At 38.0% G+C, this 13,802-nt stretch carries 15 protein-coding genes; 5 read left to right on the top strand and 10 right to left on the bottom strand.

Annotation, left to right across the window (positions count from 1 at the left end; all coding sequences use genetic code 11):
* Positions 1-62 precede the first annotated feature (62 nt).
* The 7 genes from P20652_RS11115 to P20652_RS11085 form a co-directional block, all read right to left on the bottom strand.
* On the bottom strand, positions 63-1,052 hold the full coding sequence (locus P20652_RS11115) for a sensor domain-containing diguanylate cyclase (protein WP_008167987.1): 990 nt from the start codon (positions 1,050-1,052) through the stop codon (positions 63-65).
* A gap of 182 nt (positions 1,053-1,234) precedes the next feature.
* Positions 1,235-1,615 carry a DP-EP family protein gene (locus P20652_RS11110; RefSeq protein ID WP_008167988.1) on the bottom strand — a complete coding sequence of 127 codons (381 nt, stop codon included), beginning with the start codon at positions 1,613-1,615 and terminating at the stop codon, positions 1,235-1,237.
* A 20-nt stretch (positions 1,616-1,635) separates the two neighbouring features.
* Positions 1,636-4,890 (bottom strand): winged helix-turn-helix domain-containing protein, encoded by a 3,255-nt coding sequence (locus tag P20652_RS11105; RefSeq protein WP_008167990.1) that lies wholly within the window; start codon positions 4,888-4,890, stop codon positions 1,636-1,638.
* A gap of 168 nt (positions 4,891-5,058) precedes the next feature.
* Entirely contained in the window at positions 5,059-5,889 is an 831-nt protein-coding gene (locus P20652_RS11100; RefSeq protein WP_008167991.1) for a mechanosensitive ion channel family protein, read from the bottom strand.
* A 38-nt stretch (positions 5,890-5,927) separates the two neighbouring features.
* Positions 5,928-6,671, bottom strand: a complete 744-nt coding sequence (locus tag P20652_RS11095) for an LrgB family protein (protein WP_008167993.1) — start codon at positions 6,669-6,671, stop codon at positions 5,928-5,930.
* Entirely contained in the window at positions 6,664-7,017 is a 354-nt protein-coding gene (locus P20652_RS11090; protein WP_008167995.1) for a CidA/LrgA family protein, read from the bottom strand. The genes P20652_RS11095 and P20652_RS11090 overlap by 8 nt, the downstream gene beginning before the upstream one ends.
* 71 nt (positions 7,018-7,088) lie before the next feature.
* On the bottom strand, positions 7,089-7,880 hold the full coding sequence (locus P20652_RS11085) for a crotonase/enoyl-CoA hydratase family protein (RefSeq protein WP_008167997.1): 792 nt from the start codon (positions 7,878-7,880) through the stop codon (positions 7,089-7,091).
* Between the two features lie 367 nt (positions 7,881-8,247).
* Here P20652_RS11085 and P20652_RS11080 point away from each other — a divergent pair, with 367 nt between their 5' ends.
* From P20652_RS11080 to P20652_RS11070, 3 genes are read left to right on the top strand one after another with little or no spacing between them, the layout of a single operon-like run.
* Positions 8,248-8,568, top strand: coding sequence for an HI1450 family dsDNA-mimic protein (locus P20652_RS11080; RefSeq protein ID WP_008167999.1), 321 nt, complete (start codon positions 8,248-8,250; stop codon positions 8,566-8,568).
* Between the two features lie 42 nt (positions 8,569-8,610).
* Positions 8,611-9,423, top strand: a complete 813-nt coding sequence (locus tag P20652_RS11075; RefSeq protein ID WP_008168000.1) for a DUF481 domain-containing protein — start codon at positions 8,611-8,613, stop codon at positions 9,421-9,423.
* 25 nt (positions 9,424-9,448) lie between these two features.
* Positions 9,449-9,931, top strand: coding sequence for a hypothetical protein (locus P20652_RS11070; protein ID WP_008168001.1), 483 nt, complete (start codon positions 9,449-9,451; stop codon positions 9,929-9,931).
* Between the two features lie 42 nt (positions 9,932-9,973).
* Here the strand turns inward: P20652_RS11070 and P20652_RS11065 are convergent, their stop codons facing one another.
* Both P20652_RS11065 and P20652_RS11060 read right to left on the bottom strand, forming a co-directional pair.
* Positions 9,974-10,459 (bottom strand): peptidylprolyl isomerase, encoded by a 486-nt coding sequence (locus P20652_RS11065; protein WP_007581704.1) that lies wholly within the window; start codon positions 10,457-10,459, stop codon positions 9,974-9,976.
* Positions 10,460-10,471: 12 nt separating this feature from the next.
* Entirely contained in the window at positions 10,472-11,383 is a 912-nt protein-coding gene (locus tag P20652_RS11060) for a folate-binding protein YgfZ (protein WP_008168004.1), read from the bottom strand.
* 164 nt (positions 11,384-11,547) lie between these two features.
* On the opposite strand from P20652_RS11060, the gene P20652_RS11055 reads away from it, so the two are divergent.
* A complete protein-coding gene (locus tag P20652_RS11055) occupies positions 11,548-11,799 on the top strand; it encodes a succinate dehydrogenase assembly factor 2 (RefSeq protein ID WP_008168006.1) in 252 nt (83 codons plus the stop codon).
* 55 nt (positions 11,800-11,854) lie between these two features.
* Positions 11,855-12,196 carry a hypothetical protein gene (locus tag P20652_RS20840; protein ID WP_008168008.1) on the top strand — a complete coding sequence of 114 codons (342 nt, stop codon included), beginning with the start codon at positions 11,855-11,857 and terminating at the stop codon, positions 12,194-12,196.
* Here the strand turns inward: P20652_RS20840 and nadB are convergent.
* On the bottom strand, positions 12,177-13,781 hold the full coding sequence (gene nadB, locus P20652_RS11045; RefSeq protein WP_008168010.1) for an L-aspartate oxidase: 1,605 nt from the start codon (positions 13,779-13,781) through the stop codon (positions 12,177-12,179). The genes P20652_RS20840 and nadB overlap by 20 nt on opposite strands.
* Positions 13,782-13,802: the final 21 nt, after the last annotated feature.

A 13,802-nucleotide genomic window follows, 5' to 3' on the forward strand; every position in this document is an offset into this window, starting at 1 on the left:
AAAAAACCGCAATTGTCGGTTTTTATTTTAGTAGATAAAGGCTATACCAAATAGTCGGTACATCACCTTATACATAATTTATTACGACCTTCCGACTTCGCTCTATATAAAGCCGTATCAGCCGCGCATATTAATGCCTCAGATGTTCTGTATTGATTATCGTATTCACACGCTAAACCCTGGCTTACACTTATTTTTACATTCGCTGGCAAACCAATATCTCTAAAATTAATGTTTAGTATTTTTTCTTGAATACGTTTTGCGATCATTTCTGCATTTGAGACATGTGAGCGGGGTAATACAACAGCAAACTCCTCACCACCATAGCGTGCTACTAAGCTATCTTTTGAAGGGAGGCAGTCTTCAATTGTTTGAGCTACTTTTTGCAAACATTTATCACCCTTTACATGACCAAAGTTATCATTAAACAGTTTAAAAAAATCAATATCGATCAAAATAAAACTCAAAGGCTGTTTATCTACTATACATTCTTGCCAATTTTTAATAATCGCCTTTTCTAAAGTGCAGCGATTAGCGATACCTGTAAGGTGATCAATTTTGGCTATTTTTTCGAGTACTTTATACTTTTTAACATGCCTAGAAATATCATGCATAATACAAATAAATAGAGGGATATTGTCTGTGGTTGATCCGGGGATACAAGAAATTGAAAGCTCTATATCTAAACAGCTACCATTGTTTTTTATTATTTTAACTTCTTTCGGGCCATGATTGAGTGGTGTTTGATAGTTGTTTTTCCAACTTTCAAACATGTATTTATAGTCATCGCGATACTGTTCTTGTAAACAATCTTGCCATTTTTTACCTATTAATGAATCAGACGTAACATTAAAAAAACGAGCTGCAACCGGGTTTACTGATTCAAACACGCCATCCGCATTAACAATAAAAATAGCATCGGCCATGACATTAGTGACATTAATAATTGCGCTTATTTTTTCATTGTTAACGGCATTAGAAATGCTGCTGATTAATGCAGATACAGCGTTGTCGGTGTTATTTGCTCTGCTATTTTCATTATTGTTAGACATGGTGTTGCTCATTTTTATTGTTAATGAAACTTCATGTCTAGTAGTTTATTTAATTTATGGTTTTTAAACCTTTCGGTAACCTTCTGATTTAAGTCTTTGTTATTTATTGTTTATTTAAGGGGCGTTTGTAAAAATGCACCGCAATTAATAGGCCTGTGCAATTTTAAAATAAGCGTTGCTAATTAGAGTTCTTTTTCATTCTTAACTTGAGGATCGGCGCTTTCATATTTATTGCCATTACACTCAACGTTAAATATTAGGCATACAGAACCATTATTTTCGTCTGTGTCGGTAATGATAATTGTGTGGCCGTTGTCACTTACTTTATAGCTGAAGTCTTGGGCGCATGGTTTTTGTGTGTCGATATCGGTGATGGTAGCGCCAGTAAACACGAAACCAATTTCAATTGTGGTGTCGTCTAAATTGTAGTTGCCAGCGGTTTTGCCTCTTACTACACCACCGCCAGTAGCGGGTTCGCCATTTTTTGTATAGCTAAAAATAGCTCCACTGTTGTTGAGTTTAATATTTACTACAAAGTCGACATTTTCTAGGGTGTTATTCATATCATTTCCTTTATGAGTAATTATAGTTGGAAGTTCGTAATGCCTAATTTAACTAGGCTTGTTTTTATTTCTGATATCTCGTCTTCTCTGTTTAAACAGGTATAAGCTTGTACTAGTGGGTATGTTATTTTTACGCTCTGACTTATTTTTGCAGCTTCAGAAATAGCTTTGATAGCACTTAAGCAAAATTGCTCTCGCTGTTTATTAGTTGTAGCTAAGTTTGCTTTGATTAAGTTTATTCTTGTATGTACTAAGTAATCACCATTTCTAGTTAGGTTGGCTAATTGATGTGTATAGTTTTCATTATTCTCAAGATCAGTTAATAACTCCTGCGCTTTGAGTGGTGATTGTCTATTTATAAAATATTGAATCAGTGCAATTTGTGTATTAATAGTGCTGGTATTTTTAAAATTTTGAGATTTTAAAAAATTAATTGTTTTTTCAATTCTTGAGTCAGTACTTTCATCAGTAGATAGCATTAGTGAATGTGCTAAAGAGCGATAATACATAAGCTGAAATTTATTGTTTTTTGGATCTTGTACTAAAGCTTCATTGATAACTTGATTAGCCAAGCTGGCTTTTTTATGGGCCATCCGTTTATCACTCAAATAGCTCAGTAAATAACTTTGTTGCATATATAGGTTTGCTGACGTGTAAAAAAGGCTTGCATCACGAGGGTAGTTAGCAATCAATTTTGTGATTACGCCAACTGCAGCTTCTAATATATTAACTGCTTCATTAAAGTTACTTCGCTTCTCTTCTGTTTTTGCAAGCCAACTAATCGTATCGGATTTATCTCGAAGTAAATTTTTGTTATTCGGTTTTAGTTCAAGCGCTTTATTTTTAAGTAAAAGTGACTCTGTAAAGTTCTTTTTTGCAGCGCTGTAGTCAGATCTTTCTATGTATAAAGAACCTAAAGAATTATATGAATACGACAATTCCATAATAGAGTTAAAATCATTGGCAGCCAGCGCATACATTTTTTTACTGTAAGCGTGGTATTTTTTAAACATTTGCTCAGTAGCTTGATGATCATTTTGATCATAAGCTAATTGACCAAGCCAAAAGGCATTGGCACCTGCAAGTGTTAGTAGCTCTAAGTTGTTAGGCTGTATTTTTAATAATGCCTCAAGGCGGGTACGGGCATTTTCAAAGGCGATAAAGGCTTCATCGGTTTTACCCCGGGAATAAGCTACTTCACCCATTGCTTCAAGGGTTTGTGCGTACTGAAAACGGTTGTTAAATTGTGCTTTATTATCGCTAAAGCTAAAGAGTAAACTTGAATCGTCAGTTTGATCAGTAAAATACTCAAGTGCTTTATTACTAATACCATCAAGTAAGTCCATACGTTCAACGCTACGTAATTTATCGGCAAAGTCACCCACCATAAATCCTAGTAAGCTTTCGGCCTCAAGCTGCTTTTTTTGCGCATGTTGTTGGGCCTTAAAACTGGTGAAGCTCATTAATAACGCGGTAAGGGTAAGTAAGCACAATAAAGCAACGGTCACTCGTTTTACTCTTGTTTTTGTTTTTGTTTTTTTAATAGAGCTTTTGATAAGAGCATGCTCGTTATCATCTAATTTAAACAGTTTGTCGTTAAGTAATAGCTGCGCTTCTTGTAGCGGTTTACCTGGTGCTAGGAGGTAAGCATTACTTTTACCTTCATCTATCCAATTTTGTGCTTGGTGATGTAAGCGGCTTTTTACTGCTAGTGCATCTTTGTGATCGCTTATCCACTGCTTTGCGCGCGGCCATTGACGTAATAATGCCTCGTGAGCAAGGCTAAAACAGGCTTCGCCATTTTGTAAATGCGATACAAATAAGCGGCTATCGACCATGGCTTGCACAAGCTCTTTTTGGCTGGTGTTGGTTAATGCTTTCCAGCGGGCTGCGCGGCTAGTGATGGTTTTACCGTCAGGGTTTAGCGTTATTAATTGTGATAACACGCTTTTTAGTTGCAGTTGTTGCGCTTTAGAAAGGCCAATAAATACATCTTCTGCCTTTTTGCCTATGGCGCCCTCAATACCCCCGAGTTTTTTGTAAACACTGTGCAGTAGCTCGTTATTATCACTGCGCTGTAAGTACAGCTCTTGTAATGTGTATTGCAGCATGGGCAATGCATCGGGGTTATTGGCTGTATCGGCACAAAGTATTTCATCCAGTGGTGTTTGGGTTTGCGGGTCATTAGAGAACGTTAAATTAGCGGTTAACGCTGGCAGGCGAATAATTTGTTGAAGCTCTTGGCGGTTTGGCGGTGTTAAATCGTAGTGCGCGCCATGAGCTTTGCCTGCCATTAAACTGGGTTGTTCAACCACTAAAGGGTAAAAGTCGTTACGACACGCACTAAATACAATCACAGTTTTAGAGGTTGCTAAGCGCTCAATAACCGATAAAAAATGGCTGCGCGTTTCGCTACTAAATATAGGAGAAGAAAGCAGTACTTCTAAGCGGTCAATAAATAAAAATAACTGGGGTGTTTTAAGTTGTGTAGAGGCTTTACTAAGTGCAGCTTGTATGGCGTTAATTACGCCATCGATTGTCAACTCTAGTTGCTCTGCCAGTGTTTGCGCGCTTAATCCTTCAAACACAGGCTGGGCGTTTATATCCCAATCAAGCAATGCAGAAGCTAAATCTAAAAAAAGTCTATTTTTATGAACATCTGCAAAGTCGAGTTGGCTATAAGAAATAACCCCAATGCCGTTATAGCCTCGCTCATCTAGCAGTTTTGGTAAAATCCCAGCATTAACAAGCGAAGATTTACCCGTACCGCTAGGGCCAAGTATTAAGCAAAAAGCACGACCAAATTTAACTTGGCTCGATATTCTATTGAGTAACGTTTCTATAGATTGATTGCGGCCAAAAAATAGGTGTGTATCGCTTGGGTTGTAGGCGCTTAATCCTAAAAAAGGAGAGCCACCTTGCCATGTGTTTTCACTTTTTTTTATATCTTCAGCCAGAGGAAACTCAAGTTTTGCAATAACGCGGTAACCACGTTTGCGAATAGTTTCTATGTAGGTGGGTTCACTTGCTTTATCACCGAGGGCTTTTCGTAACTGGGTAATTGTTTTATGCAGCGGGTTATCGCCTACCTCAACATTTTTCCAGCATTGATCTAATAGCTCGTCAGTAGTAACAATTTCGCCTTTTTGGAAGCAAAGATGAACTAACACATCCATGGCTTTTGGTTCTAACTGTTTATTTTTTTCTGCACGCTGAAGAGTATTTGACTGGGGATTGACTTGCCAATCACCTAAATAAAAAGGGCTGCGATTCATAATGGCTCATTATTGTTATTATGTAATTAAAGCGAGTGATTAGCCGACTTTTTTAACCAAGTCTTTATATTACAGATAAAATAACAAACAGATAAGGAGTTTTTACGCAGTAAAAGAAGTTTATTGATGTGGGTAATTCAATATTGAATTACCCACTGGATTTTATGACTATATATCGCTTTTATTTATAGTAATGACGCGTTGAGGGAATGGGATTTCAATATCAGCGTTATTAATTGCTTTATAAACACCGCCATTAATAGCCAGCTTGGTTTCAATAATTTTAGTGGTAGGTACCCAATATCGGTAGCTTATTGTAACACCGCTATCGGCAAAGCGTTCAATACCCACTTGTGATAACGGATTTTGTGCGACTAATTCGTGTGCTTTAAGTACGTCTTCAATAAGGCTAATCGCATTATCAGAGCAAGCACTATAGGCTATATCTATTTCACCTTTGACCAATGAGTAACTAAATGAGTTATGAAGTATTTCACCTACTATGTGCTTATTTGGAATGGTAATTTCTACTTTTTCTTCATTGATTAAAATAGTGTAGCCAAGCTCAATTGTTTTAACTTGGCCGCTTACATTTTTAACTTCAATAGTATCACCAACAACAAAAGGTCGAGTGGCTATAATGGCAAGGCCTGCACCATAGTTAGAAAGCATTCCTTGCAGTGCTAAACCAGCACCTAAAGATGCAGCACCAATGGCAGCTACAAATGGCGTAACGCTGATACCTATTTTGCCAAGTGCAATAATTATAACCATTACAATGAGCAGTACTTTTACCACGCTACTGACAAAGTTAGTGAGCGTAATATCAACGTTATGGCGGGTCATTAACGCAGCTACAAATTTGGCAAGCTTTTGTGCTATCCACAAACCAATGAGGACGATAAAAATAGCGCCAACAATTTGCATACTGTAGGTAACCATATACTCAGTAAGCATGGTGTAATATTTTTCAAACTGTTCGATTTCAGAACTGATCATAAAGCGCTCTATGTTAGGGCTATGTTGTATTTTTCCAACTATAGCAAAATGTTGACTAAAAATGGATATAACAGCGGCACTATAATTGCGGTTAATAAAGCACTTAGCGCCATTGCAACTGAGGAGTAAGCGCCTACTTTTGGATGCTCAGCAATAGCAGCAGCAGTCCCAATTGCATGACAAGCGGTGCCCATGGCAACACCTTGAGATTCGTGATTAAAAATATTAATGAGTTTAAAAAGCATAAAACCAAATAAAGCCCCTAGTAAACCAATAAAAATAACTAAAGCTGCAGCAAGAGAGCTTATACCTCCTAACGAGTTGGTAACAATTAAAGATATTGGGGTTGTGACACTGAGTGCGGCAACAGATGCACTTAGCTGCGCTGGCGCATTAAATAATATGCTTAGTAAAAATGCCACAACGGTTGCGTTAACAATACCTAAGCTACATGTTGCGACTATGAGTAATAAGTTTTTTCGTACGTGTGTAAACTGCTGATATAAAGGAAGCGCTAAAGCGACAATTGCGGGCTCTAATAACCCGCTTAGTAATTTGCTGTGCGTGGCAAATTGCGTATAAGGCAAATTTAGGTTAACGAGTAATAAAGCGATAATACTAATACTTAAAAATACGGGGTTAGTGAGCGATTTAAATACGCTGCTTTTTATACTTTGGTTTACGGCCCTTAGTGCTAAAAACAATACAATAATAAAAGGAATACTTAGCCACCATAAATTAGGCTGTAGCTCTGAAATAGCGGAAAAAGTAAAATCAGTCATTATTTTCTTTTCCCTTAAAGTACGCAATTACACTGCTAACAAGCAATAAGGTAGTTATAGGGACTAGCACCACAACTGAGGCTAAAAATGCCCATTGCGATTTTATAAGGCCGAGATGTTCAATAAATCCCACGCCTGCAGGAATGAAAAATATAGGCATAATATTTAAAATAGGGGAGGCGCATGGCTTTACATGTTGCTCTTTTACAATTCCCGATAAGAGTAAAACTAATAAAATAACCATAGCAAGTAACGGTGCAGGAAAGCTTCCACCAATAAAGTGCATAACGAGTTTAGCGAAGGCTAAACAGAGTAAAATAATAGCGCTACTGAGCAGATATTTCATCAAAGTGGCTCACAGAAAAAATAAGAGCTTAACTTTAACAAATCAGACTCTTTTATGCATTGTGCAATAGTCTACCAGTGCTTTGTATTTGCGTAGGTTATATCCGCTTTTCCTTTTGCTTTAGCAATGGCTTTTTTAGTATTTGGGTTTAGCAGTAAGCGAATTTGGCTTAAGGTTTCTTTCGCGAGTATTTTTCGTTGGTTTGGTTTATAGCTAAGTTGTGTAACACGTTTAATAGCAGCAAGCGTATCGGGTGAGCGTTCGAGTAATGTATTGAGCATGTTTTGCGTGGCTTGTTGAGTATCATCGGTAAGTTTAGTAACCAAACCTAGCTCATTTGCTTGTTGTGCAGTGATTGGGTTTGCGTGGCTTGCAAGCCAAAGTGCTTGGTCGCGCTTAACTAAACCGCTCATCATTACATTTGCACCCATATCGGGGCACAATCCCCAACGCGCTTCCATAATGGCAAGTTTGGCATCAAGATGAACAACCCTGTAATCGGCACCCAACGCTATTTGTAATCCCCCTCCTAAACAGTTGCCATCAATTTGTGCAATAACAGGCACGCTCAGTGACTGCCAGCCTAATACTACTTTTTGCGCTAAGTTTTGATTGCCAGGTAACCATTTGAACAATAGTTTTATTATATTCAATGGTGCCGCCATGACAGCTGATATATCAAGGCCTGCACAAAAATGCTCGCCATCGCCTTTTATTACTACAGCACGAATACTGCGATCTCTTTTTATATTTTTAATAGCTTTGTTTAGCTCTACAAACATTTCAAAGCTTAATGCATTTTGTTTTTTTGCTCTGCTAAGCGTGACGGTTGCAATGCCATTTTGTTTTTCTAGTTTTATCATTACACACTCCTCTGACCTGTTAGTTGAGCTTATGTTGTTATAAGAATTAAGTAAAGTGACGGTATTTTTTAAATAAATGGAATTTATTGCTAAAGCTGTAGTCTTAAAGGGTTAGATTCAGATGAGAAAAAGCTAAACAATTCGGACCTAAGATAATAAAAATATTTTACGTTGTTATTTTAACTAAAATAATAAAAGTAATCTTTATATTCAATAGGTTAGGTTAATTGTTGTTTGTCGTTTTAGTTGTATGCTGAATAAAGCATGACTCGGTTACAAAAAAGTCAGTGTTTTACGCTTTTTTTTATCAAAATGATGATGAGATTTGATAATATAGCGCAACTTAAAAGCTTAAGGTTAAGCATATATGTCTGGTCCACGTTTATATACGGTAGAAGAAGCGACTCACCAAGCTTATGATATTTTTTTAGAGCTAGCGCCAAATAACTTGAGTGATAAAGATGTTGAAGACTTTAATGAGTTTAGAGAAGACCTAGGCTTTATTGAAGAAGATGAGCCAGACGAACAGTGGCAAGACTTTGTAGCCCTTGAGATAGAGCCAGAGCATTTTATTCAGGTGCTGGTTGGTTTAGAATTTGAAAATGATGATGTTTTATTTGCTAAAATTTTGATTAGTCGTGATAAAGATGCTCCGTTTTGTCATATTCTATGGAAAGAGAGTGAATAAGCAATACTGCTTATTTTTATAATTGTGTGCAGAGAGAGTGTTGTGCGTAAGTATTTATTTTTAATTTTTCTAATAATTAGCAGCCCAAGTTGGGCCGTTGATCCATTTGAAGATTTTCATGAATATGGCAAGCTCTCTGATGAAGAAATTCATGAGTTACATAAAGGTGAAATGTTTTACGGTGATACTGAATTTGGCTTTATTGTGAGCAAAGGTAACACCAATTCGACCAGTTTTAAGCTCAAAGGTAATTTATACCAAGATTTTGAAAAATGGCGCAATCAATTCAAAATAGACTCTCTTTATAAGCGCGACGAGAATGATGAAAGCGGCGGCAGTGATGTTACAGCTAATCGTATCTTTGTATCAGCGCAAGGTAATTATAAAGTAGGCGTTAAAAATTCATCTTTTTTTATATACGGTGATTACGAAGAAGATCAGTTTAGTGGGCTTAATTTTAAAAGCACGGTAGCAACAGGCTATGGTGCGCGCGTGTATCAAGGCTCTAAAAACAAAGTAGATATTGATATAGGGCCTGGTTTATATCGTTCAGTAGCTGACGATGATTCGGATGTGAGCGAGGATGAAATCAATAAAACGGGTTACTTAGTACGTGTTGCAATGCAGTGGGAACGTTTGGTTTCTAAGCGTACTCGTTTTAATCAAGATGTGAGTATAGAGCAGTCGCTCTCAGGTCTTAATTCTCGTTTAAAATCTGAAACCGCACTGATAAGCCAAGTGATTGGCGCCGTCTCACTCAAATTTACCTACATGTATCGTTATAATTCAAAACCCGAAGATGATAAACTCAAGTTTGACTCAGAGCTGAGTGCTACATTGGTGTACAGCTTTTAAGTATTTATTTAATTTAGAGAATATTATGTATCAGCATAAACAGTATGCAGTGTTTATCTTTTTTGTATTAGCGTGGATAGGCGGTTTTGTAGCCCTTGCATGGAACTTGTTAGGCGCTGATGGACCTTTAATGATATTTGCTGGGATTTTAGTGCTGGTGGGCTTTTTGTTCCATGGTCTAACAGTTAAAGTAGATGATAAAAAAATTAGCTGGGCGTTTGGTCCTGGCGTTGCAGGGCAGAGTATTGAGCTTGGCGAAGTAGTAGAAGCTAAGGCAGTTCAAAACTCTTACAGACACGGTATTGGTATGCGAATTACTCACGATGGTTGGGTTTATACAGTATCTGGCTTTAGTGCAATACAGCTAACGCTTAAAGATGGCACTTTGTATCGAGTTGGCACAAACGATCAAAAAGGTTTACTAGCCGCACTAAAAGAAAAGAATGTATCAATCGCGCTACCTAGTAAGGCAAAAACTGAAACGGTTAAGCGCAACAATATGATATAAAAAAAGCGCCCTAGGCGCTTTTTTACTTGGTTTAACAGTGTATTAGTGGTCGTGACCACATCCACCTTCACCATGTACATGACCATGAGTGAGTTCTTCTTCGGTTGCATCACGTACTTCTAGTATTTCTACATCAAAGTTAAGTGTTATGCCCGCAAGTGGGTTATTACCATCTACAATCACTTCTTCATCTTGGATATCGATGATCATTACTGATTGGTCACCATCATCTGTTGATGCACGAAATTGCATGCCGACTTCAATTTCCATACCTTCAAACATTGACTTAGGTACAGCTTGCATTAGGTTATCGTGGCGTTCGCCATAGCCTTCATCAGGTTCAACTTTTACGCTAAGTGTGTCGCCTGGTTGTTTGCCTTGCAAAGCATTTTCTAGGCCTGAAATTAAGTAGCCGGTACCAATAATAAAGTGTAGTGGCTCACCACCAAACGAGTTATCAATGCTATTGCCATCATTATCCATTACCGAATAATGCATTTTTACCACTTTGTTTGCCGCAACGATCATAGTCATTCCTATTTATTCATCTTCAAGAGAGTAGGGTAGAGGCAGAATGCTTAGCTCTACCTGAGGTATGTGTTTTGCACGAAGTACCTGAGTTACATCAGTATCGTTTGGCAACACAACAAGGCCTATTAATTTATTTGTTTGTTCATTAAAGCTTTGTGCAATAAGTTTACCCGCACGGCGCCAATTTTCGCCCAATTGGGTTTCTAAATCAGGCTCTGAAAGTATCCCTTCGCTTTGCCCTGAAACGATATACATTGCACGCTTATTTTTACCTAGGTACTTCATGCGGGCGACAGTTTCTTGACCTGTGTAACACCCTTTTTTAAAGCTTATACCGCCAATCGCGTGCAGGTTTACCATTTGAGGAACATACTCGCCAATGGCTTCTATACTTAATTGAGGCTCACCTGCAAGCATAGATGCTTGTTGCCATGGGGCTTCATTATCAAGCGTAGATACGTCATCAGGCATATCAAATTGGCTATCAACCATTAATAATACACGGTTGTTAGCTAATTTTAATGCTTTACCGTGGGTAAAATCACACGCGCTTGTATCACTTTTAAAGTTAATATCAAGTTGTGCAAGTACAGCAGATAAATCATTACCTATTAAGCCAATTAAACGCTTTGAGGATGTACTAATATCAACGTTTGCAAATACAGCATATTTTTTAAGCTCAGCTAAGGATTTTTCAATTTCAGCTTTACTACCTGCAAGGTAATAATTATCTTGGTAAGAAAATAGTTGAAATACACCCCAAAGCTTGCCTTTGGCGCTGCAATGACCAGTCCATAAATAATTACTGCTGGTTAATTTATTAATATCTTGAGTGATTTGCCCGTGTAAATAGGATAATTTATCAGCACCGCAGAGGCTAATAAGCTGATGGGATAGCGGACATGCATAAACGCTCGACATAAAAACCTTCTTTGCAATATAAATGAAGTGACATAATAACGCAGTTGTTACGTATGGTACAGACAAGCGCTTATTGGTGCGGGTTTATTCTTTAATGAGAGATTAATAGCTGCTAAATAGGCTTGTGTTTGTTAAACTCGAGTCAATTAAGTATGAGGTTTAAAATGGTTGAAATTCATAGTAAAGCACGTATTCGTTGGGCTTGCCGTCGTGGCATGTTAGAGCTAGATGTTTTGTTTATGCCGTTTGTAGAGGAAGCATACGATTCTTTAAACGCAGAGCAGCAAGCTATTTTTCAGCGTTTACTAACAGAAGAAGATCCTGATTTATTTGCATGGTTTATGGGTCATCAAGAATGTAAAGATGAGCAACTAAATGGCATGATTAAACTGATTCTAGATCGAGTTCGTGTATAGATTTACGGTTACAGAAAATAAACCAGACCACAAATCAGTTGTGGTCTTTTTTTGTATGCTTGCTTTAGTATTGTGTCTGTTTTTAAGTTCAATTACAGCAATGGTTTTTTGTATAATTGTAAATGCATTAACTGGGCTGTTGGCTTGGCGCAAAATTTTAGCCGCGCACCCACCTCAAGGTGTAATAATTTTAGAGCCGAACCAGTTTAGATTTGAAAGTACTACGTTAAAAATTCAAGGCGAGATAAGCGTTAAAAGTCGTTTATTTGGCAATAGTGCTTGGTTGTACATAAAAGGCTTCAGTACAAACCATTGGCTAATAATATCAGCCAATGGTGTCGATGAACAAAGCTTTGTAAGGTTAAAACGGGCGTTACTTAACGCGGCGTTAAAATAGTTGGTTTTGGGTTTTTATTTTTTTTGGGATAGTCAATAGTATAATGCAGACCTCGACTCTCTTTACGCTCCATTGCACTTCTAATAATTAATTCAGCCACTTGCACTAAATTACGTAACTCTAACAAGTTATTGCTCACCCTAAAGTTCGCATAGTAATCATGTATTTCTTGCTGCAATAATTCAACGCGATGAAGCGCACGCTCCAAACGTTTAGTTGAGCGTACAATCCCGACATAATCCCACATAAATAGGCGTAACTCATGCCAGTTATGGGTAATAACAATTTCCTCATCAGAGTTACTAACGCGGCTTTCATCCCAATGTGGTAGTGCGATAGGCTCAGGGGCTCGTTCAATTTTACTTAATATATCTTTCGCAGCAGCGTGGGCAAATACGATACATTCTAATAATGAATTACTTGCCATACGGTTTGCACCATGTAGGCCAGTGTAAGCCACCTCACCTATAGCATATAAGTTATCTAAATCGGTTTTACCGTTAAAGTCAGTCATAACTCCACCACAGGTATAGTGAGCTGCGGGAACTACTGGAATTGCTTCTTTTGTTATATCAAGTCCTACACTTAAGCATTTTGCGTAAATAGTAGGAAAGTGTTCAATAATAAATTCTTTATCTTTATGGCTAATATCAAGGTATACGCACTTTGCACCAAGGCGTTTCATTTCAAAATCAATCGCACGAGCCACTATGTCGCGAGGAGCAAGCTCTTCACGGCTATCAAAGTCTTTCATAAACCGAGTGCCATCAGGGCGTTTTAAATAAGCCCCTTCTCCGCGCATAGCCTCGGTAATTAAAAAGTTTTGTAATTCTGGATGATAAAGGCTTGTAGGATGAAATTGATTAAACTCCATATTTGCAACTTTACAGCCTGCGCGCCACGCCATTGCAATGCCATCACCACTTGAAACGTCTGGGTTTGACGTATACAAATACACTTTACTCGCGCCACCCGTTGCAAGGGCTACAAATTTAGCTGAAATAGTTTCTACTTTTTTAGCTTTTTTGTTCCACACATACATACCTTCAATGTGTGAGCCTGTTTTTCCGGCACTTTTATCCGTGATTAAATCAATAGCGTTGTATTGCTCTAAGAGCGTTATATTCTTATGAATTTTTACTTGGCTAATAAGCGTAGTTTGCACAGCTTTGCCTGTTGCATCAGCTGCATGCAAAATACGACGATGGCTGTGACCGCCTTCACGTGTTAAATGAAAACGCTCTTTTCCTTTGCTATCAAACTCCATATCAAAGGGTACGCCTTGGTCGATTAACCACTGTAGGCAATCGTGAGCATTGCTGGCAGTATAATGAACAGCGTCTCTGTCGCATAAACCGCCGCCCGCATCGAGCGTATCTTCAACATGAGATTCTATGCTGTCGTTTTGTTTATCAAATACAGCTGCTATACCACCTTGGGCATATAAAGTAGAACCTTCTGTAAGCGCTCCTTTACTGATCACGGTAACGTTACAATAATTAGCTAGAGATAATGCAAGTGATAAGCCTGCTGCGCCGCTACCTATAATAGCGACATCTGCAATGTGATGTTTATTTTGGTTCATGTCAGAGGTACTTTGCGGTTA

Source organism: Pseudoalteromonas sp. BSi20652 (assembly GCF_000239855.1).
Taxonomy (GTDB): domain Bacteria; phylum Pseudomonadota; class Gammaproteobacteria; order Enterobacterales; family Alteromonadaceae; genus Pseudoalteromonas.

Excerpts from the sequence above, each read along its gene's own strand:
- P20652_RS11065 (WP_007581704.1), bottom strand. The coding sequence starts at position 10,459 with ATGATCGTTGCGGCAAACAAAGTGGTAAAAATGCATTATTCGGTAATG.
- P20652_RS11090 (WP_008167995.1), bottom strand. The coding sequence starts at position 7,017 with ATGAAATATCTGCTCAGTAGCGCTATTATTTTACTCTGTTTAGCCTTC.
- P20652_RS11085 (WP_008167997.1), bottom strand. The coding sequence starts at position 7,880 with ATGATAAAACTAGAAAAACAAAATGGCATTGCAACCGTCACGCTTAGC.
- P20652_RS11115 (WP_008167987.1), bottom strand. The coding sequence starts at position 1,052 with ATGTCTAACAATAATGAAAATAGCAGAGCAAATAACACCGACAACGCT.
- P20652_RS11070 (WP_008168001.1), top strand. The coding sequence starts at position 9,449 with ATGTATCAGCATAAACAGTATGCAGTGTTTATCTTTTTTGTATTAGCG.
- P20652_RS11055 (WP_008168006.1), top strand. The coding sequence starts at position 11,548 with ATGGTTGAAATTCATAGTAAAGCACGTATTCGTTGGGCTTGCCGTCGT.
- P20652_RS11105 (WP_008167990.1), bottom strand. The coding sequence starts at position 4,890 with ATGAATCGCAGCCCTTTTTATTTAGGTGATTGGCAAGTCAATCCCCAG.
- P20652_RS11095 (WP_008167993.1), bottom strand. The coding sequence starts at position 6,671 with ATGACTGATTTTACTTTTTCCGCTATTTCAGAGCTACAGCCTAATTTA.
- P20652_RS11060 (WP_008168004.1), bottom strand. The coding sequence starts at position 11,383 with ATGTCGAGCGTTTATGCATGTCCGCTATCCCATCAGCTTATTAGCCTC.
- P20652_RS11110 (WP_008167988.1), bottom strand. The coding sequence starts at position 1,615 with ATGAATAACACCCTAGAAAATGTCGACTTTGTAGTAAATATTAAACTC.
- P20652_RS20840 (WP_008168008.1), top strand. The coding sequence starts at position 11,855 with ATGCTTGCTTTAGTATTGTGTCTGTTTTTAAGTTCAATTACAGCAATG.
- P20652_RS11080 (WP_008167999.1), top strand. The coding sequence starts at position 8,248 with ATGTCTGGTCCACGTTTATATACGGTAGAAGAAGCGACTCACCAAGCT.
- nadB (WP_008168010.1), bottom strand. The coding sequence starts at position 13,781 with ATGAACCAAAATAAACATCACATTGCAGATGTCGCTATTATAGGTAGC.
- P20652_RS11100 (WP_008167991.1), bottom strand. The coding sequence starts at position 5,889 with ATGATCAGTTCTGAAATCGAACAGTTTGAAAAATATTACACCATGCTT.